We start from the raw sequence: 20,920 nt of genomic DNA on the forward strand, positions 1-20,920 counted from the left end.
CGCGCATGAACCGACGCGACGACACTTCACATGTCCATCCTCCCAAGCGCTCCGAGGAACCGTTCCAGGCGGTGGCGATGCCGGTCGAGCGAGCCTCGACCGTTGTCTTTGACGATCTGGAGTCGTTCGAGCGTCGCGTCGAGCGCCTGTACGACGGGTTCAGCTACGGACTTTACGGCACACCGACCAGCCGGCAGCTCGAAGATCACATCGCCGTGCTGGAAGGCGGATTGCGGGCTCTCGTCGTCCCGTCGGGCATGGCTGCCATGACGCTGGCGACCATGGCTGTCTGCCGTGGCGGCGAAAGGGTTCTGATCCCGGAGACGCTCTATGGCCCGGCGCGCGACATGGCCGAGCGTTTTCTTGGCCCCCTCGGGATCGAGGCGGTTTCCTACAATGCAAGGCTGGACGCAAGCATCGCGGCGATGATCGACGGCAGAACGCGGCTGGTTTGGGTAGAATCGCCTGGCTCGGCCACCTTCGAAGTCCAGGATGTGCCCGCCATCACAGCCGCGGCCCACAAGGCCGGCGCGCTCGTCGCGGCCGACAACACCTGGGCATCGCATCTGCTGTTCAAGCCGCTCGCCCATGGCGTCGACATCTCCATGCAGGCGCTTTCCAAGCACGCCGGCGGCCATGGCGATCTCCTGATGGGTTCAGTCTCAGTGCGCGACGAGGCGCTGTTCCGACGCCTGAAGGACACGGCGCGCTTCCTCGGCTACGGGGTCTCGCCGGAGGATTGCGCGCTGTGCGAGCGTGGCCTGATGACCATGCCGGTGCGCATGCGTCATGCCGACGCCACCGCGCGGAAGATCCTCGCCTGGCTATCGGAACGCCAGGAAATCGCGCAGATCTTGCATCCCGCGGAGCCGGGCCATCCCGGCCACGCGGTCTGGAAGCGTGACTTCGCCGGATCGGCGGGCGTGTTCTCCTTCGTGCTGCGGCCGGAACTGACGCCACTGCAATCCGATGTTCTGCGCAGCCTGCGGCTGTTCAGGCTCGGCGCAAGCTGGGGCGGCGTGCATTCGCTGATTGCCGTCAGCGATCCGCGCAAAGGGCGCGCCAGCCTCGATTGGCTGAAGCCCGGCCCGGTCTGGCGCCTGTCGATCGGCCTTGAGGCGCTCGAAGATCTTCTGGCCGACCTTTCCCAGGCCTTCGAACTCTTTGCTGAAGTCCGGCGCAACGGAACCGCAGCAGCCGACGCCAAGGCCGCTGAATGATTAGAACCTCAACGAGAAGGGGAATGACTATGAAACATCAAGGTCTGAAATGGCTCACGGGTCTGGCGATCGGGCTGGCCAGCCTGTCTTCGGGCGGCAGCAACGCCAACGCGCAGGCGGTCATCAACAAAATCAAGGAGCGCGGCTACGTCAGCTGTGGCGCCAGCCAGGGCGTGCCTGGTCTCTCCCGGCCCGACGAGAAGGGGTATTATCGCGGCTTCGATTCCGATATCTGCCGCACTTTCGCGGTCGCCATCCTCGGCGACAAGGAGAAGATCCGTTACGTGCCGCTTAACGCAGGCCAGCGTTTTCCTGCGCTGCAGACCGGAGAGATCGACGTTCTGTCGCGCACATCCACCATCACCTACAGTCGCGATACGGTTGTCCGCTTCGTCTGGATCAATCTCTACGACACGGACGGCATGCTCGTGCGCAAGGCCGACAATATTACCCAGCCCAAACTGCTCGACGGAAAGACCGTCTGCCTGCAAGGCGGTGGCAGCCTGACCGAGAAAGCGATCGAGGAAACCGAGGAAGAGTTCGGGATCGCGATGGAGAAAGTCTATTACGACTCGACCATTCAGGCGCGCGACGCCTTCTTTGGCGGCCGCTGCGATTCATACGTCACCGACGGCACTGCGGCAGCCGGACAGCGTGCTTCGGTGGCCAAGAACCCCGACGACTACGACATCATCAAGGTCGGCAAAGCCGCCGAACCCAATGGCGTCGCGGTCGCCCGCGGCGACGATCAACTCTTCGACGTCGTGCGCTGGACATTGAATGCCCTGTTCTGGGCCGAGGCCAACGGCATCACCTCGCAGAACATCGATGAAAAGCTTGCCTCGGGCAGTCCGGAAGTCAAACGGGTGCTCGGCGAGGAACCCGGTTTCGGCAAGCCGCTCGGATTGGACGATAAGTGGGCCTACAACGTCATCAAGCAAATGGGCAACTACGCCGAGATCTGGGACCGCAATCTCGGCAAGGACAGCCCGCTAAAGGTCGAACGCGGTCTGAACGCGTTGTGGAAGGACGGGGGCCTCAACTATCCTTTCCCCTGGGATTGAGCCGCATGATGGAGGGGAACGGGCCCGGCGCTCCCCTTCCCTGCCAACGCCGCGAACCCTCGAGGTCGACATGCTGAGCGATGCCAAGACCAGATCGATCATCATCCAGTGTGCCCTGGTGGCCGTGGCTGCCGCTTTCGCTGCCCTGCTCATCAGCACGACTTTCGCCAATCTCAGGGCACGCGGCATCCCGATCGGCTTCGATTTCCTGACGATGCCGTCAAGGATCGTCATCTCGGAAGCCATCCTCACTTACAAGTCGCGGGACCCCTATTACTGGGCGATCGCGACCGGGCTCGCCAATACGGTCTTCGTCTCCGCGGTCGTCATCGTCTTTTCATCCGCGCTCGGCCTCGTCGTCGGCATCACCCGGTTGAGCAGCAATCCCCTGGCGGCGGGCACCTGCCGCGTATGGGTGGAGGTTGCACGCAATTCACCGCCGATCGTGCTTCTGATCTTTCTCTATTCGCTGTGGTGGAAGGTGCTGCCGCCGGTCGGCGAAGCGCTCAATCCGCTGCCAGGCGTTTACGCCTCGATGCGCGGCTTTGTGGTGCCGGCCGTCAGCATGGACGTCGCCACCGCGGGATTGCTCGTCATTGCTCTCGCCCTGGCACTGGCGGCCGCTGGCTGGGCGGCGGCGAGAAGAGGATGGCTGCCACCGCTGACCGCGCCGGCGATCCTCGCGGTTGGCATTGCCGGGCTCTGGCTTGCCGATGCGAAGTTCTCCGTCGACTGGCCGACCTTCACTGGGTCGAACTTCAAAGGCGGCAAGGACCTGACGCCCGAACTCAGCACCATCCTCATCGGGCTGACCATCTACACCACCGGCTTCGTCGCCGAGATCGTGCGTGGCGGCGTGCTTTCGGTCGGCCGCGGTCAGTGGGATGCAGGTCATTCGCTCGGCCTGCCACGCGGCAAAATATTGCGTCTGATCATCATCCCGCAGATGCTGCGGGTGATCGTCCCGCCGCTCAACAGCCAATACATCAACGTCGTCAAGAATTCGACGCTGGCGATCGCGGTCGGCTATCCGGACTTCCTTGCGGTCATGAACACCATCATCAGCAAGTCCAGCCATTCGATCGAGGGCGTATTCATCATCCTCGGCGTCTATCTCGCCCTCAACCTGAGCCTCTCGAGCGCGGCCAATTGGTACAACCGTCGCATCGCCATCGTGGAGCGCTGAACCATGAAGGCCCTGTCTCTTCCCCTTCCGGCCGAGCCAATGCCAGGACAGATCCGCTTCGGCGCTTTGCGGCGGTCAGCCATGCTCCTGTTCGGCACGCCACTCAATGCCGTCCTGACGCTGTTGTTCGGCGTTCTGCTCGTCGCCACGGTACCGCCGATGCTGCGCTGGCTGGTAATCGACGCCGTGCTGTTCGACCCCAGTCCACGCGCGTGCCGGGTGGCCGCCGGAGCGTGCTGGAGCTTCATCTACGCCAAGTCCGGGCAGTTGCTGTTCGGCATCTATCCGCTCGACGAACGCTGGCGCCCCGCCATCGTCTGCGTGCTTATCCTGGCGCTGCTTGCCTGGTCGGTGCGGCCCGCCAGCTGGGCCCCGCAGCTGCTGGCGCTCTGGGTCGCAGCGCTGGTGCTGATCTTCTGGCTGATGGGCGGCGGCATCGGCCTGACCGAGGTTCCAACCTCATCCTGGGGCGGCCTGCCGGTGACGCTCATCCTCACCGTCGTTGCCATCGGCGTCGCCTTCCCGGTCGGCATTCTCTTGGCACTGGCAAGGCGCTCGACCATGCCAGCGATACGCATCGGCGCCGTGGTCCTTATAGAATCGGTGCGCGGACTACCGCTGCTGTCCATCCTGTTCGTGGCATCGATCATGATGCCGCTGTTCCTGCCCGAAGCCTTGTTGCCCGACAAATTCGTGCGTGCGCTGGTCGCGCTCACCATCTTCGCCGCGGCCTATCTCGCCGAGGTGATCCGCGGCGGCCTGCAGGCCATCCCGAATGGCCAATACGAGGCTGCGGCGGCGCTCGGCCTGCCCTTCTGGCGCACGCAATATCTCGTCATCCTGCCGCAGGCGATCCGGATGGCGATCCCGGCGCTGGCCAACACCATCATCGTCATGATCAAGAACACCAGCCTGGTCCTGGTGGTCGGTCTCTTCGACCTGATCAGCTCCGGAAAAGCGGCGCTGGCTGACCCGGACTGGCCGTCGCCGGCGGCCGAGACATTCCTGTTCATCGGCGCGATCTTCTTCGCGCTCTCCTTCTCGTTCGCCCGCTTCGCCGATTTCCTGGAGCGGCGCGGCCCGATCGCCCACTAGGAAATGCCTTGATGTTATTGTCCGCCCCAACGCGCGTTCCGTCCATGCCCGATCCCAGCCCTCCGCCCGCTATCCAAATGACCGGCATGAATAAGTGGTACGGAAACTTCCATGTGCTGAAGAACATCAACCTGACCGTCCATCGCGGCGAGAAGCTGGTGATCTGCGGTCCGTCCGGCTCGGGCAAGTCGACGATGATCCGCTGCATTAACCGGCTGGAGGAGCATCAGCAGGGGCAGATCGTCGTCGAAGGCGTCGAACTCAGCAACGATTTGAAGAAGATCGACGTAATCCGCAGCGACATCGGCATGGTGTTCCAGCACTTCAACCTGTTCCCGCATTTGACGATTCTGGAGAACCTGACGCTGGCGCCGATCTGGGTGCGCAGGATGCGGCGCGGGCAAGCCGAGCAGACCGCCATGCATTATCTGGAACGAGTGAAGATTCCGGACCAGGCGCACACATATCCCGGCCAATTGTCAGGCGGCCAGCAGCAGCGGGTTGCGATCGCGCGCGCGCTTTGCATGAGCCCGAAAATCATCCTCTTCGACGAGCCGACGTCGGCACTCGTTCCGGAAATGGTCAAGGAAGTGCTCGACACCATGGTCGCACTGGCCGAGGATGGCATGACCATGCTGTGTGTCACGCACGAGATGGGATTTGCCCGCCAGGTTGCCGACCGTGTCGTCTTCATGGACCAGGGCGAGATCGTTGAGATGAACACGCCCTCCGAATTCTTCTCGCATCCGCGTCACCAGCGGAGCAAACTGTTCCTTGCCCAGATCCTGAACTAGCGAATCTCTTCCGCCAGCCCATGCGTCGGCCGGATGAGCAGACGCAAGTCAGAAATCTGTCCGAGTCCTGGATCAGCGCGCCGCGACCTGCCAGACCGCGACGCCGGCGCAGATGAGGCCGGCGACACCTTCTTTGCCGCGCGAGGTGAGGTCGAACGAGCAGGGCCGACTCTCGGAGAAATGCACCAGCCGCTCGCGAAGAAGGATCGACAGCGCCGCGACTGACGAGAGTGTCAGCGCGACGCCAAGCATCATGCTGATCGCGAAAAGGATGCCGGCGCCACGAACGCCTCGCGACATGGCGAAGCTCATCACGAACAGCGTCAGCGGGCACGGGATCAGGCCGGCCATGACACCGACGACCTCCCCTTCATGTTTGTGCCTTGGCCGGTGGTTCAGCGCGCGCCAGACCATCCACAGACCGATGAGCACGAGGTCGTGTGCCGCGAGGGGGGCCGAATGCGCGCTCGGATAACAGCTCCGTTGAGTTGCCACAGCGCCTTCAAGGGGCTCCCGAGGACGTCGGAACCGCCGCCGCTGGCACGCGCTCTCCGTTTTGAAACAGGTCCAGTCGAAATGACTCTAGCGACGCCGCCCAGTCGTTGAAGGCCTTTGTGGGGATCCTCTCACCTACGCGAAGCAAATTGGACGCCGTAAGCAGGGCAGCGAGCATCAGGGCCGATGGCCATGGCAATCGCTCCTCTTGCCCAGCTTCGCCGATCTGCAAGCGAGATTTCCATCCCCAGAAATGAGTATTGACTTCGGTCTCCGATATCAGCGCCGGCAACTGACCAAGGCATAGCGGGCTCGTAACGATAAGGACGGTTCTCGCTATTTGAGGACCGCAACCGGTTGGCGAGTCTAGTCTGAGCGATCAAGCCCGCGCTCTGGACGAGGTCCCATCCTCACAGAATGTTCGCCCACCGGGACAAACGTGACGCAACGGAACGGATGGTTCACCCGTAAGGTCTTGGGGAGATTGCGAAAGGAGACCAGCATATGACCTGCGAACGAGACGTCGGCACGTTCGAAGAGCCCGTGACCGTTTTGCTGTCCTCGGGCAAAGTCAGTGTTTCGAGCACCCGCGAAGCCGCCGAAATGCTGCTTTACCGCTGGCCCATTGGAGAAACCGGGCGCCGCATCCAGGCTCGCATGGCGTGCATGAAGGTGCTCGGCGGCGGCAGCGCACCGGAGGTAGCGCGCGTGGCATTTCTCAACGCCGCCAAGGAAGCGAAAATCCTGAACGCTTGACATCTCGTCAACGCGTGCCCCACCACTGTCCATCGTGCATCACTCTTGCAGCGACCGTTACATTTGTGCAAACATCGTGCGTCGATTGTGACCCGCTCAGAACCGTGTGGAATGCTCAAGGCTCGCACGCTCTGCACGAGCCGCTCGGCCATAGCGCCCGACTGCGCCTGCAAAATATCGACCACCACCACGACGAACTCTTCGCCGCCGTAGCGCGCCGCGAGATCGGTCGAGCGGTTGCAACTGCTTTGGATTACACTGGCGACCTGCTTCAGCACCTCGTCGCCTGCCATGTGGCCATAGCTGTCGTTGTAGCGCTTGAAGTGATCGGCATCGATCATAAACAACGACAGCGGGCCCGCCGCCGGTTGAAGATAGGGCCAGCGACCAGCAGCGTGGTCGCCGAGTGCGGCCGCGGGAGCTTGTGCCGGCCGCGCCAAGGAGCGGATATATCAAATGGAGCGAAATTCTTAGCCATTCCTTCATCCATCTTTTCGTTAAATACCCCATGGAAATGGGGCGCATTATATCGAGGCGGTTGGTTCGGTGTTTGCGACGAGGCGTCGGGACGAGCGGCAACGTTGCTACTATTTTTGCCCTATCTTTGCCGATTGTCGTCGGCGCAGCGGGTCTCGGTATCGAGACCTCCTACTGGTATTTTAGCAGCCTGAAATTACAAGCGGTGGCGGATGCGGCAGCCTATGCTGGCGCTTTGGAAAAGGTTTCGGGATCTGACAAGCCAACGATAGTCGCCGCCGCGACACTGTCAGCGATGACGAATGGTTGGGACCCGTCGACAGGCACAATCGAAATCTTCACGCCCCCGTCCTCCGGCCCGAATGTGGCCCAAAAGGCTGTCGAGGTCATCATTCATCAGACCCTCGATCGGTTTTTTACATCGATATTCACGCAAAACGCCGTCGGCGCACAGGCAAAAGCGGTGGCGCTTATCACTGACGCCTCAAAAGCCTGCGCTCTAGCCCTCAATCCTTCCGTTCCGAGAGCGGCGCTGTTTTCGGGCAGTTCGACCATAAAAATGACAGGCTGCTCCGTGATGTCGAATTCGATAGCCGCGGACGCCATCAAACTTCAGGGATCGGCAAAGCTTCAGGCCGACTGCCTGATATCGGCCGGCGGTGTTTCGTTGAGCAACCCGGTGACGACCGTTTGCGCCAGCCCGATAACCCAGGCCTTACCCGCCGGTGATCCCTTTATCGACCTGCCGACGCCGCCAGCCACAACTCCCTGTCAAAACTCGAAATTGTCGACCCTGAGCCCCGGGACATACTGCAGTGGGCTGAGCCTGAGCGGCAATGTTGCCCTCTCGCCCGGCGTGTACGTCATCCAAGGCGGTGATTTCAAAGCGAACTCGAACGCAAATATCTCCGGCGACGGGGTCATCATTTATCTGGCCGGCAGCTCCGGCGTCAGCATGAACGGCAACGCCACAATCAAGCTTAGCGCACCGACGTCGGGCACGTATTCCGGGGTTCTGTTTTATGGCAACAAAGGTAACCTGACGGGGTCGAACACGTTCAATGGCACGGCGGATTCGCTTTTGACCGGCGCTCTGTATTTTCCAACCCAGGACGTCAATTATCTCGGCAACTTCTCTGGCAAGGGTGGTTGCACGCAGGTCGTCGCCGGAACGTTGCAGTGGTCCGGCAACACGAGCATCAGCCAGGATTGCACCAGCCTCGGAATGCGAGACATTCCGGCGACGCAATCCGTTCGGCTTGTCGAGTAATCTTCGTGGAGCGGCAGTACGTCCGGATTTTCCGGTGCGATTCAGGTGTTGCTGCGGTGGAGTTTGCGCTGATCGTGCCGATCCTTTGTCTGGTACTTCTTGGCGTCATTAACGGCTGGTCTTTCGTATCAAGCGCGTTGTCGATGCGTGCAGGCGCCAAAACGGCGGCGAACCTCGTGATGCAAGGAGCAGTCGAGGATGCGACTATCCAAGCTGTCGCTCTTTCAAGCTGGGAAAACCTCCCCGCTGGCGCGCAGGTGACGCTGAGCCGAAAATATATGTGCGGGATCACCGTGGTCGATCCATCTGTCCTGTGCGACAGTTTGAAAGCTCCCGCGGTTTTCGTTGTAATACAGGCGACAACCACCTGGTTCCCGCCTTTCAGTTTCGGCGCGTTTTCGCTCTCGCGCGAGCTCAGCCACCAACAGGTGATCCGTGTTCGCTAAAGCGAGGGCCTTCATACGGGGAGCATCAGGCGGAGCTGCGTTGGAGTTCGCGCTGATCGCCCCTGTTCTGATAATGGTCTTGATCGGCGTCTTCGCATTCGGCTGGGCCTTGAATGCCATGTCCAGTGTTCGGTATACGCTGGAAACGTCCTCACGTGCGCTGCAAATGAAGAACTCGCTGACCGAAGCCGAGATAAAAGCGATAGCCACGGCAAAATTGCTGAGTTGGGATTAAGCGATGCCGATATAACAATAGCAATCGACGCCCCCAGCGGCGGCTTTCGAATGGCCCATCTGACCGCCAAATATGCATTCGTGATCGAATTCCCGTATTTCGACCGGTATCCGATTAATTATGCGACAACCGTCACGGTTCCTTTGATTGGAACATAAGGCTCATTCTAGTCGGACGCCGCAGCTAGTTCTCCGTCAAAAAACCTCCAGCGAAGCTCTTCCTTGCCGCAAGGTGCTTCACGCGGGCTTTGATCCCCGGCTTGACCCATTGGGGTCGCCGACGGCTTTGGCAAGCCCTTTGGTAGGAGGCCGGCATGCTCCTGAAACGTACTTCCACAACCGATCCCGCATGTCACGGCGCCTCTGACGATAACGCTATGTTCATCAGCCAAGCTCAATTATCTGGCAGACCAAAAGCTACACGAAGCGACAGACGCCGGGAATTAGGCGAAATGGCTGAAGACGAACAGAGGCGCCAACGCAGGCAGCGCGTCTTCAAGGGCGCAACAATCCTGACCGGCATGACCCATTCCGAGGTCACGTGCACGGTGCGCAACATGCATGCCGGCGGCGCCGAACTGAAGGCCTCGATCGACGCTCGCGTCCCCGACGAATTCCTGCTCTATGTGCCGACCGACGGCATCGCCTACAAGGCGGTGGTTCGTTGGCGTCGCGAAGACCGCATCGGCGTCATGTTCACCGGCACCGAGCGAAGCCGCACTGGCACTACGGCTAAATCCCCTGAACCACACCTCGTAGCCGTATGCTGGGCGGTGATTGACCCCGTTCTTTGGACGCCTTGTTCCTCCTCCAGAATTTCTTCGACTTAGGTGGCCGACAACCATTCTGGCGCCGACTGACTGCTCGCTTCCATTATCGGTTTGCCGACCATCGTTGGAGATTTCAGAATAGCTACTGCTCTCGCCCTCTCCACCGTCCTGATGGTTTAAACAGTGCTCGTGCATTTCGAGACGGCCCGAGTCGTCGCGAGGATGCGGCGCTGGTGGGGTCGCTCTGCTCGTGTGGAACTGCTCGCATTCATCACGCCTGCGTTTGTCGCGCACCTGCTCGGTATTGGGCAGGGGAATAAAGGGCGCTGTTCCCCCACAAGCAGAAAACCGGCCTTCCTTTTGCTTCGGCCTGGGGCCTGCAGCACCGACACGGCACCCGGTAGCGGGTGCCGCCTTCTTTTCATGCCGTCGCGAATCGTCACGTGATCGGTCCGAAAGGTGATGGTTTTGGTCCGTCGAGACGACAGCGACATTCGCCTGACTGGGAATGACAGGGTCAGAGTGCCTGTCATCTCAGGGAACCTCGTGCAATTTGTCGACCAGCCCACAAAATTCCAAAAAAACGGACCGTTCGCTTTGAGGTTGAGTTGCGCCTTAGTGCTTCCCTTGTGATCTTCCTCAGCGTCCGCTGTTTTGACAGGGCGCGCATTGGTCATTCGGCCCATCGCGCTTTTCTGCGGCACCCCGTTCGCCCGATATCAGGAACGATCTCGCCCCCCATGTATTAGAAATCTATGGACACTATGAACCCCACGGCCACGGGTGCCGCCGATCTTTTGACATCGGAAGTTGCCAATGCCAGGCAGCGCATCCACCGGACTGAGCTCGCGCTTCAACGCACTGAAGAAATGCTGGCCGAAAATCTCGCGCTGTGCAGCAGGATACGAGCTGCGGTCGAGGCCGCAGACCGCTTGGTGAAGATCGATCCCCCCAGCTTTGAAGGACGTCGCGCCGGTTGAACTGGGCCGGCGTTTCATTCGTCGCGACCTTCAGGCCACCGGCGCCACCACGCGCTCAAGCACGGCGGCAACCAGGTCGACAGACGGCGACCGCGGCTCATCTTGCGCGGCTTGGTGCTCGGCCGAATCTATCATCGGGCATGCTGCCTCGGCCACATGCGCGAGCGACTGGTCGATCCAAGCGACGGCGGAACGAAATGCCATCGCGCGCGGCGTTAGCGCCAACAGAAGGAAGACGCGGGCCTGGGGCCCCACACCCCCCACTCCGTTCCGCTTCGCGGACGGATATGCTCGCTCCCTCGCTCATGCGGCACTATCCGGTGTTAAGCCATATTGCTTTTGAGAGTGAAGGATGCGGCTGATCGCCGTCGCATAGCGGCTGATCTCGGCGTCGATCTGGCTTGGGGTAAAGCCTCGGCGTTCGAGCTTCTTCCGCTCCGGTGCAACATGCAGCGACCAGTAGCGCTGTCCGGCTTGGTAGGTGCGAGCGTTCAGCGCGGTTGGTATGCTGCGAAGACGTAACCTTGCACCTCGACTAAGGCGATCGGTCCCTTGGGAACAGTGCCGTCGGTATGGAAAGATCGCATCGGCACTGTCCTTCCAGCCCTGATTGAAGAGGCCCGTATCCGCTGCCCTGCTGTAGGTAACGAACCCCTCCCCGTTGCGGGCTCCGACTTCTTCCATCCAAGCCGTGGCAGCACCCAGTGATTCCCAAATGCGATCGACAAAGTCCTCATCTCCGGTCCTGTCGGCCGAACGGCAACTCGCGAAGCACAGCCATCCCGCCCTTGCGCGTTTCGTGCATGATCTTGCCTGGGTCCGCGTCTCCGAAGACGGAAGTCTCGGTCGATTGGTAGCGGGCGAGAAACGCCAGCACGCCACGGGCAAGCTCGGGATTGAGCCAGAGCATCTGCAAGGCGGAAATGACTCCGTCGCGCCCAAAGGCGGTTGAGAACCATGGAATGCCGGCATACGGGTATGGTCCCGTCTCGAGGTCGGTTGTCAGGAGCGCGATGTCGGCACGTGTGCGGGCCAGCCAGTCATTGAACACGCGTCCGGAACTGAAAACGGTGGCGCCTTGCCGGCGCTTTGAGCGAATCGCACATCGCGCTCGCGCAGCGGCGGCACGAAACCGGTCACTGGACGGAATCTCTTCGCCGTGACCGACCTCCAGATGGAGAATCCTGCGGTCACGGCTCGGCACGACAATGCGGAACTCGGCGTAACTGGAATGCACCTGATCCGGCTCCGCAATGACCGACTGGCGCGCCACATTATCAAGCCCTTCGTACCGAAATGTGACGCTTGCCTCACCAATCAGCGCGTCATGGGCACGACCGCAATGGCTACGCGTGGTGCCGCGCACCGCGAACATGTCTCGGAAATCGGCATCGAAGTCGACACGGACCGGCAACGCAATCTCGCGCGCGAAGTAGTTGGTGAAGGTAATGCGCTCGAGCGACGGGGGTCTTCGCGCGAGCCAGTTATCCGATCTCCCGCTCAGAAATTTCTACCAAATATTCCGACCTCCTGATGGAACCCATTCGTTGCGGGCGAGTTGCGGCTCATTGGGACGGACTTCCCGAACATGACAACCAGCAACAAAGCAGACCATCAGTCTGTCTCCGAAGCGTTTCGGAAACTGATCCGTTCCGAAGGCTATCGACAAACGTTCTTAAATCTGGGGGTCGAACCAGAACTGCCGCCAACCCTACAGTCATTACTTGCGGCTATTGATCGGGCCAAACAGGCCCCGACGGAAGAAGGTCCCTAGCCGGCTGGGTGAGCGTCAAAGCGGAAGAGTACAGAGGCTCGCTGCGTGCTTGTTCTCTAATCCCCTCTTGGAAATTTCCTACAAACATTCCCTTGATTTTTCCCGACAGAGGGTCATGAATGTTCCGCGTGGGTTCTCGCTGAGGTGGGAGGCCTGGTATGAACGTTTGGACGAACTGCCGACGCATCAAAGTGACTGCCAATGAGCTTGTTGAAGAGCTGATTTTACGAGCCCGGCGCGGCCAAATCATCATCTCCGTCAAAGAGACTATCGCAGCGGTGCGCCGAGACGGCCCGCATCTGGCGGAAAGTGACTGCGAGCTGGTGGAGCTTATTGTCGATCTTGCCCCAACGTTTGGCATGTTCGTCGCGTTCGACCTTCGCGAATAGCCTGATGGCAGGTTCTTCCCTCCGGTATACCTCGGGACGATTCGACCCAAGGTTGTGGACGAAAGGCGGATCGAAGCGCGCTCTATGGTCGGAGGGGGTCTGCGCGCGAGCCAATTATCCGATCACCGATCAGAAACTCGAGCTAAAAATTGCTGACTGTTGCGGCCTAGCACCGTGCCAATTCGTACGATTCGTACATGGCGTTGATGTCGGTCAGGAAGTGAGTAGATTCCCCTTCGGCGTGTCCCTGGGGAGGGCCGGATGAGCGTCGCGCAAAGGGTCGGTCCGCTTCTAGACCAAGCAATCACTGTACTCCTCAACAGGGCGGACCGTCGCGACACGGTCTCGATCAAAGCGGCACTACGCGAAGCTCGGGAGGCTGCGCCTTATTTCGTGGCCTCCGACGAAGAACTAACCGAGGCGATCCTCGAGGCAGCAACTGCCATGGGCCTCTGCGTGCCTTTCGACGGTCGCGAATAGCTGTCAGCCAGCTTCGCTTGTCGTGACCTGGCAATGGCGACCGTGTGCTGCCATTCATTCTCGACATTCCCGCCTTGGCGTGACAGCCCTCACATTAACGCTCTCGCCGAGGACGAATAAGCATCGGATGCCGCAGATTTCCGAATGGTCCTTTGAGGCGATCGCCGCAACGAGTAGACCGACAACAAGCGAAATGACTAGGGCGACACCCACCGGAAGATGATGCATACCGGCTTCGTACCGACCGCTCGGATAAACGTCGATGAACGTTTGGAAACACCCGTCACGGACTCAGACCATCCCTAACAAATGGTTAGCCGTCCTCATCGCTGAGCCGGTTTATAGAGAGGAAACCCGCTAGCCGCCCTAAGGCCCCTTCATGGCTCGCCACTGGTTCAACCCCCGGTCCCCGTCAAGACCGAGCGTCCCGGGTTCATTCGCAACGTCAACAACGCCGAGACAGCCGGCGAGGACCTGATGAAGTGGACCAAGCGTGGCCCTTGCTGGGATCTCGCGGTGCGCGTTTCCATGGCCGTGATTTTCGATGAGATGGAACCCGAGGAGGCCCGCAAGGCATTCCTGGCTGCTGCAAAAGAGGAGGGGACATTACTCCCCCAATGAGAACTAGCTAAATTGGATGCGGTATAAGCTTCTAGGTGTCTATTACCAACACCGCCTTCGCGAAAGGAGCCCGCCGCCGGTGAGGGAGAGGCGACGGACCCCCCCTACAGCGGCTGCACATCCACGAAGAATCCCGCTGCCACCTCTAAACCCGCGAGGGCCTACATCGTTCCCTTAGCTGCGGCTAAAGCGGGGTTGGTCAGCGGGCTCTTGCCGCTCTAAGTTCCCCCTTATGGGTCCTCTCTGGTTCTCTCCCCCGGTCTACGTGAAGACGAAACGTCCGCAGAGGCGCTGCTGTTGGCGCGACAAGCTCGACCGCAGGTGCGGACGGCATAAGAATTTTGGACAGGCCCGTGGTGACTGGGGATTGCGCCGGTATTGGCGACGCGCGAAGACTGGGTCGATATCTGGGCGAGCCCCTGCGACGCAACTTCATACCGGAGAATGGAGGCCGCGCTGGGAGGTTGTTGCTTCGGCTACCAACTCAAAGTGATTGTCCGGGAGAGTTCGGCGATGTCGCCATAGATCATCGAACCTGTGACGAGAAAACATTTATCACCGAGGACTTCGAAGAGTGAGCTTGCCGCGGTACAAACCGGCAGGTTCTTCGAATTGGCGTGCGTGCCGAGGGTCGCGGTTTCGACCTTACGGTGGGTCGCGGTTTCGACCTTACGGTCCTTGGCTTCGGCACAGCCGACACTGATCGCGAGGATTGCGATAGCAATGAGAGTCGTCTTGCTCATATTTTGCCCCTGGAGCCAGCTCTTGTCGGGTAAGTCGCGCGATGCATCAAAGTAGCACCGGCCCACGATCGGCTTCATCCATCGATTGGAGGAAGCCGGCTCGTCCATAATTAGCAATATCTTGAGTAAGGCGCCGAGCGCACCAGACTCATGGAACGGCGCGCGGAATTTCCATTCGTGACGAGGTGGCGATCCCGGCCGCCTTCGCAAACGGGTCACTCAGCACTGCGTAAACGTCTCGATTCCGAGCTATAGCTTTCCGCATTCGATCATCGATCATACCAAGGTGAAGAAGGGGCAGCAGATCGAGCTTACCGGAGAGATCGCGCGCGTAGACGAGGAAGGCGGCAGGGTGACCGTCGATCTGGGACCGCTGGTGACGATCGACATCGACAAGGTCAGGCTGGTCGAGAAGTACAGGACGCCAAAGCGCAAGAAGCCGCTGCGCGACATGGTGGATTAGCTCGCGGACCGCGCTTATCCACGCGACATCGGTACCACTCAAACGAATGGCAATTTTCTGTCTGAATGCGTTTAGGGTCCATGCTCGGAGACCCCGCATGGGTATCGCGCGGGAGACAGTGACTCCCCGTTTCAAGGCGTCGAGATGCTACGAGCACCGAAAAATCAGTTCCTTAGACCTAAAGATCGGGCGATCTGCCAGCGGGTTGTCGACCAGGTCACCGCCGACGCCAAATGGTACAGCACCCCGATAGACGGTCAGATTCTGGCCTCGACCACGCTGAATCTCTTTCTATCAGGGGTCGTAAACGAAACGAATTTGCTGGCACATGTTCGCGCGCGGCGCCACGACTTCACTAAACTGACAGGCTAGTTCTTCACCCTCGCGACATAGGCGCGAAATGTGGTTCTTCGTAGTCCGCCGGCCTATTGTTAAGCAGATTGAGCGCCCGCTTTATGTCCCGATGCAGATGGTCGATCGCTTCCCAATGCTCGCCAAATGGCTTGAGCGACAACTGCGCGTCGCGGAGTTCTACCGTCAGAAGCCACGCCTGTCGTTCAATTTTGGCGAGGTGATATTCGGAAACGGCTTCGTGTCGGCGAGGGTGCGGCATCCCGCAAAATAGGAATATATTCCGCATCCGTCAAGGCAAATAGACTTCGTCCTGCCCTCAGCGCATGCTCGCCGCGGGCATTTGGGGGAAGCAAGAAAAACAAGTTGTGTCCGTTAGTAGCCATCAGCGTTTTGTCGGGCTGCGCTACTCGCCCAGCCGACATCGAGCCCGTGCTGGTTTCGTCCAGCGTATACGCGGGCAGGTCCTGCAGCCAGTTGGAAGCCGAACGTTTCCGACCTGGCGCCGACACTGGCCGTACAACAAAGGACGGCCTGCCATGACGTGGATGGCGTGTTTTGGCTTGGCTTGCCGGTTGGCAGCATGATGGACAACACAGACATCAAGGCAGGTGAAGCCAAGCTCGGCGAGCTGAAGGGCAACATGGACGCGATCAACGCAGCCCGACGAAAGGGCGGCTGTGTTGCCGGCACTCTGTAAGCCGCTCCAACGTTAAGATTGTCGGCTTGCTTCCCGCCCTCGCGACTGAGGAGTGGTCGTTTCATCGATTGACTCGCGTAATGCACCGGCAGTTAATCTCCCCGCAAGGGCAAAAGAGGGGCTATGAAACTGGGAGAAAACGATGACTGTCCAAAAAGAAGACTATCGAACCAACAGAGCCGACTACGCCATAGCTGCCATGCATAGCCGAGCGACCGCTGAGGGCGATCGTGATGATTTGGTGGCGAGGAAAAAGTCCCTGTGGGTAACAGATCGGCGATCTGCAAAATTGGCTGCAAACCCCTCCGAAAGCTCGCCAGAACCCAAGGCAAAACCGCGCGGTAAGTGAATCGGACGCCAGCCACTTTCTTACCGCCGCGTACTTCGTTCGCATGGTTCGATTATATTAGATTTATCTAAAATATTAACCAGCCAGTCGAGCATTCCCGAACGCTCGCTGGTCAGGCCCAGCGGCCCCCCTAACCCAAGCTGCTGGGCCGCCACTCAGAGCAAAGCGTAGCATAACGGTGATCGTCTCCACCTTGCCGGCCTTGCTTAGCATCACCTGAAAATCAGCTTCGAATCCCCGAATGTGCGGGGTCCCAGTGGCCATCACTAGACATTTCGAGATTTGCGGTTCGAGCCGGCTCCCTTCATCGGCATGAGCGGTGACGGAGTACATCATCTTGGCAAATCAACACAGCCGGCATCCTCGTCCCCTCATTCGGTCGAAAGCTAGGTGGAACAATCAGGGTGCGCAACTTGTCATCACTGATATTGCCGCTTCACCCCAGCTTTGAGCGTGCGCCCTTCCGCCTGTGCGTGGTTCACCGTTTTTTACGTTATTAGCGCACGTTTATAAGCGGACATGTTGGTGTAGCTTGTACGTGCCCAAAGCCTCGGCGCAACGACCCAGCGCCGGGGCTTTTTTGCGGTATCCTTGCTCAGCATGTGCCAGATGACCATTGCAAGCTTGCGCGCAGTGGCGACGGCCGCGATGTGCTTCCCGCGGCGCGAGGCGATCCGCTTGTGGGAGGCGCGAAGAGGTCCTGGCGATCGCACAGCCGCCCATGCCGCCTCGACCAGCATCCCCCGCGCATGGCCGCGGCCCTGCTTCGTGATGCGCCCGTGATAGGCTGGCCCCTCACCGGACTGCCGCACGCTCGGATTGAGGCCAAGATAGGCAACGAGCTTCTGATTGCCGCGGCAACGCTCGCAGCCACGGTGACGTCGAGGCCGGGCAACGTCATCAGGCGGCGGATTGTCGGATCCTGGAGGGCATGTACGGCGATATCCGCCTCGACCACCGTCAACGCCTCGTTGATCTGGTTAATCAAGCCGAGGTGGCGCTCGATGGCGGCGCGCTCATCCGCAGGCAATATTTGCCTCGTCAGCCATTTGCGCCCGCTGATCCCGACGAGGTTCCCATGCGGACACGGCGGGATCAGGTGGGCGTGGAGGATTGACTGGATCAGGTTCTTCAGCCGCGAACGCTGGCGAACCAGCTGTGTCCGCCTGGTGACCTGTCTTCGGAGGGCAAGGGTCCCCGGATCCGGAACCCAGACCTCCGGCAGAAAGCCCGAGGCGTAGAGCTTCGCAAGGACAGTGGCGTCGATCGTGTCAGTCTTCACCTTCGCGTGCGCGATCATGTGCACCTGCTTGGGATTGGCGATCACGATCCGATCGACGTAGGGCGACAGCACTTCAGCGACGGCAGCAGCATTGCCCGTGGCCTCGATCACCACATGATCATCGTGGGTGAGTTCCTTCCTGGCGAACTCCTCGAGCTTATTGCGCAGCATTTGAACGCGGCCGAGCTTGACGATCTCGCCATCAAGCAACGACACGACCTCGGCGGCTACGCGGTGTATGTCCATGCCGATAATACGCACGGTTCCCTCCATCGTTGGTCACGAACAGGGAGCGAGCGGGCAACACGACAAATACGGATCCGCGCTCGCAGCGCATCCGGGCGAGTCGTAGGGGCGGCCAGATAATGTGCTCGAACTCGCAGTTCATCTGCATACGACGGCCTGCCCGCACTTGCGTGCTCCCGGTGCCCCGTGGCCCGGATGCGCCAAGCTTAACGAACCTGACGTACCGAACAACCGATGGCACCAAGAACATCATGCCGGATAAGGCTTCATCGAGAGCTTCAACGGCAAGGAAAGGCGCGTCAACACTCTACCCTACGATTGCTGGCCGCCCGTCGTCACGGCGCATATGCGACGTTCCGTTAGCCGCCGATCGCGTTCCTATCCACGACAATCGCGTGGTGGTACATTCGGTTGATTTGGCGAATGTTTTTTGTCGTCAACTCACCGGGAAACCGGGGAGGTGGTCATGAGAATTATTACCGCTCTAGCATGCGTCGCCCTCCTTGCAGGTTGCACAACGGCAGGCCCCCCAGGGCCCCAAGGGCCTGTCGGTCCACAAGGTCTTCCCGGCAAGCAGGGACCTAGAGGTGCAATGGGGGCTGAGGGTCCGGCGGGGAAGGACGGCGTCGGCGGTTGGGAAATCACCCAGTATGCAAGCGCGAGTGATACAAGCCCAGACAAATCCGCACAGGCTTGGTGTCCCAAGCCAAAAGTCGTCATAGGTGGCGGTGCCAGCGCGTCAAATTCAAATGCTCTAATTTCTAGGAGCTTGCCGGTTATTTCCCCAGCTCCAGGGTGGGTAGCACAAGCGCATGTAGCCGCTACGTCCCCAACAGCTTGGACGCTGACAGCATACGCCATTTGCGCGCTTGTCAAATAGTCGGCGCTTGGCCGGGCCGGTCAACTTTGCGTTGTCGCGTCTTGGAGACACAAACTGCGTTCTAGTCTTCATCCCAAAAATCCTGCAGCGATGCATGACGCAGGTCTTCCTCGCCCCGGAGGTGCTTCACGCGGACCTTGATGCCCGCTTGCGAAGGCCATAGTTGAGACGGTTGAAAGGCTGAGCCGTTGCCCCCCGCGTTGACCAGTTGCCGACCGGCTAGTGCAGCTTCTGGACTCTCGCCCGGAATGGCGGCATTCTCTCTTCCGGGAGAGCGGGCGTGGGCAAAGGCCACCGTTATCAAGGCGCCAATCAGGCTGACCGCTGGCGAAGGCGCGCCGGCAGAAGAATGCCGTCACGGCGGCTGCCGCGACCCCTCTTGGGGCTGATCTTCCTCGGCGCCGGCACGCTTGCCGCCGCAGTCACCCAGTTCGCGATCCAGAGCACCGCCGGCCAACAGAGCACGATAACAAACTGGACAGAACCATTGCCTGGCCACATGGAAGGCCGCGCCTCGGTGATCGATGGCGACACAGTAGAGATTGCAGGCCAAAGGATTCGTTTCAATGGCATCGACGCGCCCGAGAGCCGTCAGCACTGCGACGACGCCAAGGGCTTTGACTATCCATGCGGGCGCCGCGCTGCCCAAGCCTTGGACAAGTTCCTGGCAGCTTCGCAACCGCTGCATTGCAGTTTTGTCGATCGTGATTGGTACGGGCGTCTTGTCGGGAACTGCGATCGGGCGGACGGTCGTAGCGTTCAGCGCTGGCTTGTCGAGCAGGGCTTGGCACTGGACTGGCCCCTCTACAGCCACGGCGCCTATGCGGGGCAGCAGGCGAAGGCAGAGGCGGCAAAGCTCGGTCTGTGGGCCGGAACTTTTCAGGCGCCTTGGGTGTGGCGTCTAGCGCATGCCGACAACCGGCCGCTTTTTAACCAGCCGCTTGGCTTAATCAACCGCCATCAGGTCGCACAAAGCGGCTATTCATGCGAGCCGCGGCGCACCTGTTCCCAAATCAGCTCGTGCGATGAAGCAAGTTGGTACCTAGCCAACTGCTCTTGGGGCCGCAAGCTAGACCGCGACAAAGACGGCATCGCCTGCGAAAGCCAGTGTTGAACCTGCAAGTGCTGCCGCTTCACGGTCGCACGCACGTCGGTGTTGGCGCCGCGGCGCGTTGGGGTGGGTTTGGTCATGTGGAGGGGTTCCTAATGAAAGGCCGCCTCGACGGGGGGCTTTTGAACGGTGACGGACTGCCGTTCCAAGCGGACCAGCTATTGTCGACTAAATGAAAGCGGGAAGATCCAACGATGCCTCCAAAATACGTGCCGCCCTCCGTTCATGAGACAGCTTTCAGCGGCATTCCAAATCGGCAGGGAGTTCGGCAGAGCCGAGGCCGAAGTTATGTTGTCACCGCCCGTCGATTATGATCGCCACCCATCGACAACGAGCGATGCAGAACACGGCGAGCCGACCTGACGTTATCATTCGCTGGCCTCAAGTCCGGCCTGATTTTCCAGAACTCGTTGCAACTGATGCGGCGAACTTTGACGCTGCCGTCTCAACAATGACCGTGCGAGATGTGGTCATATGGCGTCTTCGGGAAGGGCGCTCGCTGCGCGGTTCCGGCAAGGCCGGTCTTCATCATCGCCAACGCGGCGAAGGTCTTCTGTCACGCTATGTAGGAACGGAGTGCGTCAAAATTGACACGGACTCGGCACGAGCTGCTCAAGTGCGGACGATGATGGGAGCCACGGCCGGCTGGCTGCTTTTTGCCGCGCGCGAGATGGGAGGAGGCGGCTGAAGTGATGTTTGGGCTCCGGCGACCTGATTCCGTTCTTTCGGATACGGAACGGAAAC

22 protein-coding genes and 4 pseudogenes are annotated in these 20,920 nt (G+C 60.2%); 19 read left to right on the forward strand and 7 right to left on the reverse strand.

Annotation, left to right across the window (positions count from 1 at the left end):
- Positions 1-5 precede the first annotated feature (5 nt).
- From NKJ13_RS28855 to NKJ13_RS28875, 5 genes are all read left to right on the forward strand, one after another.
- Positions 6-1,220: a trans-sulfuration enzyme family protein gene (locus NKJ13_RS28855; protein WP_352779117.1), complete on the forward strand. Its 1,215-nt coding sequence runs from the start codon at positions 6-8 to the stop codon at positions 1,218-1,220.
- A gap of 23 nt (positions 1,221-1,243) precedes the next feature.
- Positions 1,244-2,284: a transporter substrate-binding domain-containing protein gene (locus tag NKJ13_RS28860; protein ID WP_352779120.1), complete on the forward strand. Its 1,041-nt coding sequence runs from the start codon at positions 1,244-1,246 to the stop codon at positions 2,282-2,284.
- 70 nt (positions 2,285-2,354) lie between these two features.
- Positions 2,355-3,470 carry an amino acid ABC transporter permease gene (locus tag NKJ13_RS28865; RefSeq protein WP_352779122.1) on the forward strand — a complete coding sequence of 372 codons (1,116 nt, stop codon included), beginning with the start codon at positions 2,355-2,357 and terminating at the stop codon, positions 3,468-3,470.
- 3 nt (positions 3,471-3,473) lie between these two features.
- Positions 3,474-4,565 carry an amino acid ABC transporter permease gene (locus NKJ13_RS28870; protein ID WP_352779124.1) on the forward strand — a complete coding sequence of 364 codons (1,092 nt, stop codon included), beginning with the start codon at positions 3,474-3,476 and terminating at the stop codon, positions 4,563-4,565.
- Between the two features lie 44 nt (positions 4,566-4,609).
- Positions 4,610-5,359 carry an amino acid ABC transporter ATP-binding protein gene (locus NKJ13_RS28875; RefSeq protein WP_502901955.1) on the forward strand — a complete coding sequence of 250 codons (750 nt, stop codon included), beginning with the start codon at positions 4,610-4,612 and terminating at the stop codon, positions 5,357-5,359.
- A gap of 72 nt (positions 5,360-5,431) precedes the next feature.
- Here the strand turns inward: NKJ13_RS28875 and NKJ13_RS28880 are convergent, their stop codons facing one another.
- Positions 5,432-5,791 carry an urease accessory protein UreH domain-containing protein gene (locus NKJ13_RS28880; protein WP_502901953.1) on the reverse strand — a complete coding sequence of 120 codons (360 nt, stop codon included), beginning with the start codon at positions 5,789-5,791 and terminating at the stop codon, positions 5,432-5,434.
- 567 nt (positions 5,792-6,358) lie between these two features.
- Here NKJ13_RS28880 and NKJ13_RS28885 point away from each other — a divergent pair.
- Complete coding sequence (locus NKJ13_RS28885; RefSeq protein ID WP_352779128.1) at positions 6,359-6,610, forward strand: DUF982 domain-containing protein; 252 nt, start codon at positions 6,359-6,361, stop codon at positions 6,608-6,610.
- A 98-nt stretch (positions 6,611-6,708) separates the two neighbouring features.
- Here NKJ13_RS28885 and NKJ13_RS28890 read toward each other — a convergent pair.
- A pseudogene (locus NKJ13_RS28890) lies at positions 6,709-7,050 on the reverse strand (GGDEF domain-containing protein); the annotation flags it as partial.
- Here NKJ13_RS28890 and NKJ13_RS28895 point away from each other — a divergent pair.
- The 5 genes and pseudogenes from NKJ13_RS28895 (at position 7,035) to NKJ13_RS28915 (ending at position 10,787) form a co-directional block, all read left to right on the forward strand.
- A complete protein-coding gene (locus NKJ13_RS28895; protein ID WP_352779131.1) occupies positions 7,035-8,357 on the forward strand; it encodes a pilus assembly protein TadG-related protein in 1,323 nt (440 codons plus the stop codon). The pseudogene NKJ13_RS28890 and the gene NKJ13_RS28895 sit on opposite strands and share 16 nt — an antisense overlap.
- 5 nt (positions 8,358-8,362) lie before the next feature.
- Positions 8,363-8,803: a TadE/TadG family type IV pilus assembly protein gene (locus NKJ13_RS28900; RefSeq protein WP_352779133.1), complete on the forward strand. Its 441-nt coding sequence runs from the start codon at positions 8,363-8,365 to the stop codon at positions 8,801-8,803.
- A 40-nt stretch (positions 8,804-8,843) separates the two neighbouring features.
- Positions 8,844-9,038 carry a TadE/TadG family type IV pilus assembly protein gene (locus NKJ13_RS28905; protein WP_352779136.1) on the forward strand — a complete coding sequence of 65 codons (195 nt, stop codon included), beginning with the start codon at positions 8,844-8,846 and terminating at the stop codon, positions 9,036-9,038.
- 451 nt (positions 9,039-9,489) lie between these two features.
- Positions 9,490-9,773 (forward strand): annotated as a pseudogene (locus tag NKJ13_RS28910) (PilZ domain-containing protein).
- Between the two features lie 798 nt (positions 9,774-10,571).
- Positions 10,572-10,787: a hypothetical protein gene (locus NKJ13_RS28915; RefSeq protein WP_352779137.1), complete on the forward strand. Its 216-nt coding sequence runs from the start codon at positions 10,572-10,574 to the stop codon at positions 10,785-10,787.
- Positions 10,788-10,817: 30 nt separating this feature from the next.
- Here NKJ13_RS28915 and NKJ13_RS28920 read toward each other — a convergent pair whose 3' ends face one another.
- From NKJ13_RS28920 to NKJ13_RS28930, 3 genes and pseudogenes are all read right to left on the reverse strand, one after another.
- Positions 10,818-10,991: a hypothetical protein gene (locus tag NKJ13_RS28920; RefSeq protein ID WP_352779139.1), complete on the reverse strand. Its 174-nt coding sequence runs from the start codon at positions 10,989-10,991 to the stop codon at positions 10,818-10,820.
- 99 nt (positions 10,992-11,090) lie between these two features.
- Complete coding sequence (locus NKJ13_RS28925) at positions 11,091-11,294, reverse strand: DUF6074 family protein (RefSeq protein WP_352779170.1); 204 nt, start codon at positions 11,292-11,294, stop codon at positions 11,091-11,093.
- Positions 11,288-12,243: pseudogene (locus NKJ13_RS28930) on the reverse strand (glycogen debranching N-terminal domain-containing protein); the annotation flags it as partial. The pseudogene NKJ13_RS28930 and the gene NKJ13_RS28925, both read right to left, overlap by 7 nt.
- Positions 12,244-12,719: 476 nt before the next feature.
- Here NKJ13_RS28930 and NKJ13_RS28935 point away from each other — a divergent pair.
- The 3 genes from NKJ13_RS28935 (at position 12,720) to NKJ13_RS28945 (ending at position 14,051) form a co-directional block, all read left to right on the forward strand.
- Positions 12,720-12,950, forward strand: a complete 231-nt coding sequence (locus tag NKJ13_RS28935) for a hypothetical protein (protein ID WP_352779140.1) — start codon at positions 12,720-12,722, stop codon at positions 12,948-12,950.
- Positions 12,951-13,211: 261 nt separating this feature from the next.
- Positions 13,212-13,430: a hypothetical protein gene (locus NKJ13_RS28940; protein WP_352779142.1), complete on the forward strand. Its 219-nt coding sequence runs from the start codon at positions 13,212-13,214 to the stop codon at positions 13,428-13,430.
- Between the two features lie 390 nt (positions 13,431-13,820).
- A complete protein-coding gene (locus NKJ13_RS28945; RefSeq protein ID WP_352779173.1) occupies positions 13,821-14,051 on the forward strand; it encodes a DUF982 domain-containing protein in 231 nt (76 codons plus the stop codon).
- Positions 14,052-14,527: 476 nt separating this feature from the next.
- On the opposite strand, the gene NKJ13_RS28950 is transcribed toward NKJ13_RS28945, so the two are convergent.
- Positions 14,528-15,013 (reverse strand): hypothetical protein, encoded by a 486-nt coding sequence (locus tag NKJ13_RS28950; RefSeq protein ID WP_352779145.1) that lies wholly within the window; start codon positions 15,011-15,013, stop codon positions 14,528-14,530.
- A 67-nt stretch (positions 15,014-15,080) separates the two neighbouring features.
- On the opposite strand from NKJ13_RS28950, the gene NKJ13_RS28955 reads away from it, so the two are divergent.
- The 3 genes from NKJ13_RS28955 to NKJ13_RS28965 all read left to right on the forward strand — a co-directional run bounded on the left by NKJ13_RS28955 (position 15,081) and on the right by NKJ13_RS28965 (position 16,657).
- Positions 15,081-15,257, forward strand: a complete 177-nt coding sequence (locus NKJ13_RS28955; protein WP_352779146.1) for a hypothetical protein — start codon at positions 15,081-15,083, stop codon at positions 15,255-15,257.
- A 400-nt stretch (positions 15,258-15,657) separates the two neighbouring features.
- Positions 15,658-15,882 carry a hypothetical protein gene (locus NKJ13_RS28960; RefSeq protein WP_023680684.1) on the forward strand — a complete coding sequence of 75 codons (225 nt, stop codon included), beginning with the start codon at positions 15,658-15,660 and terminating at the stop codon, positions 15,880-15,882.
- Between the two features lie 568 nt (positions 15,883-16,450).
- A complete protein-coding gene (locus tag NKJ13_RS28965) occupies positions 16,451-16,657 on the forward strand; it encodes a hypothetical protein (RefSeq protein ID WP_084641867.1) in 207 nt (68 codons plus the stop codon).
- A gap of 590 nt (positions 16,658-17,247) precedes the next feature.
- Here NKJ13_RS28965 and NKJ13_RS28970 read toward each other — a convergent pair.
- Positions 17,248-18,200: pseudogene (locus NKJ13_RS28970) on the reverse strand (IS110 family RNA-guided transposase); the annotation flags it as partial.
- 1,145 nt (positions 18,201-19,345) lie between these two features.
- On the opposite strand from NKJ13_RS28970, the gene NKJ13_RS28975 reads away from it, so the two are divergent.
- Complete coding sequence (locus tag NKJ13_RS28975; protein ID WP_352779148.1) at positions 19,346-20,179, forward strand: thermonuclease family protein; 834 nt, start codon at positions 19,346-19,348, stop codon at positions 20,177-20,179.
- Between the two features lie 334 nt (positions 20,180-20,513).
- Positions 20,514-20,864: a hypothetical protein gene (locus NKJ13_RS28980; protein ID WP_352779150.1), complete on the forward strand. Its 351-nt coding sequence runs from the start codon at positions 20,514-20,516 to the stop codon at positions 20,862-20,864.
- Positions 20,865-20,920: the final 56 nt, after the last annotated feature.

The organism is Mesorhizobium sp. M0174, assembly GCF_040322275.1.
Taxonomy (GTDB): domain Bacteria; phylum Pseudomonadota; class Alphaproteobacteria; order Rhizobiales; family Rhizobiaceae; genus Mesorhizobium.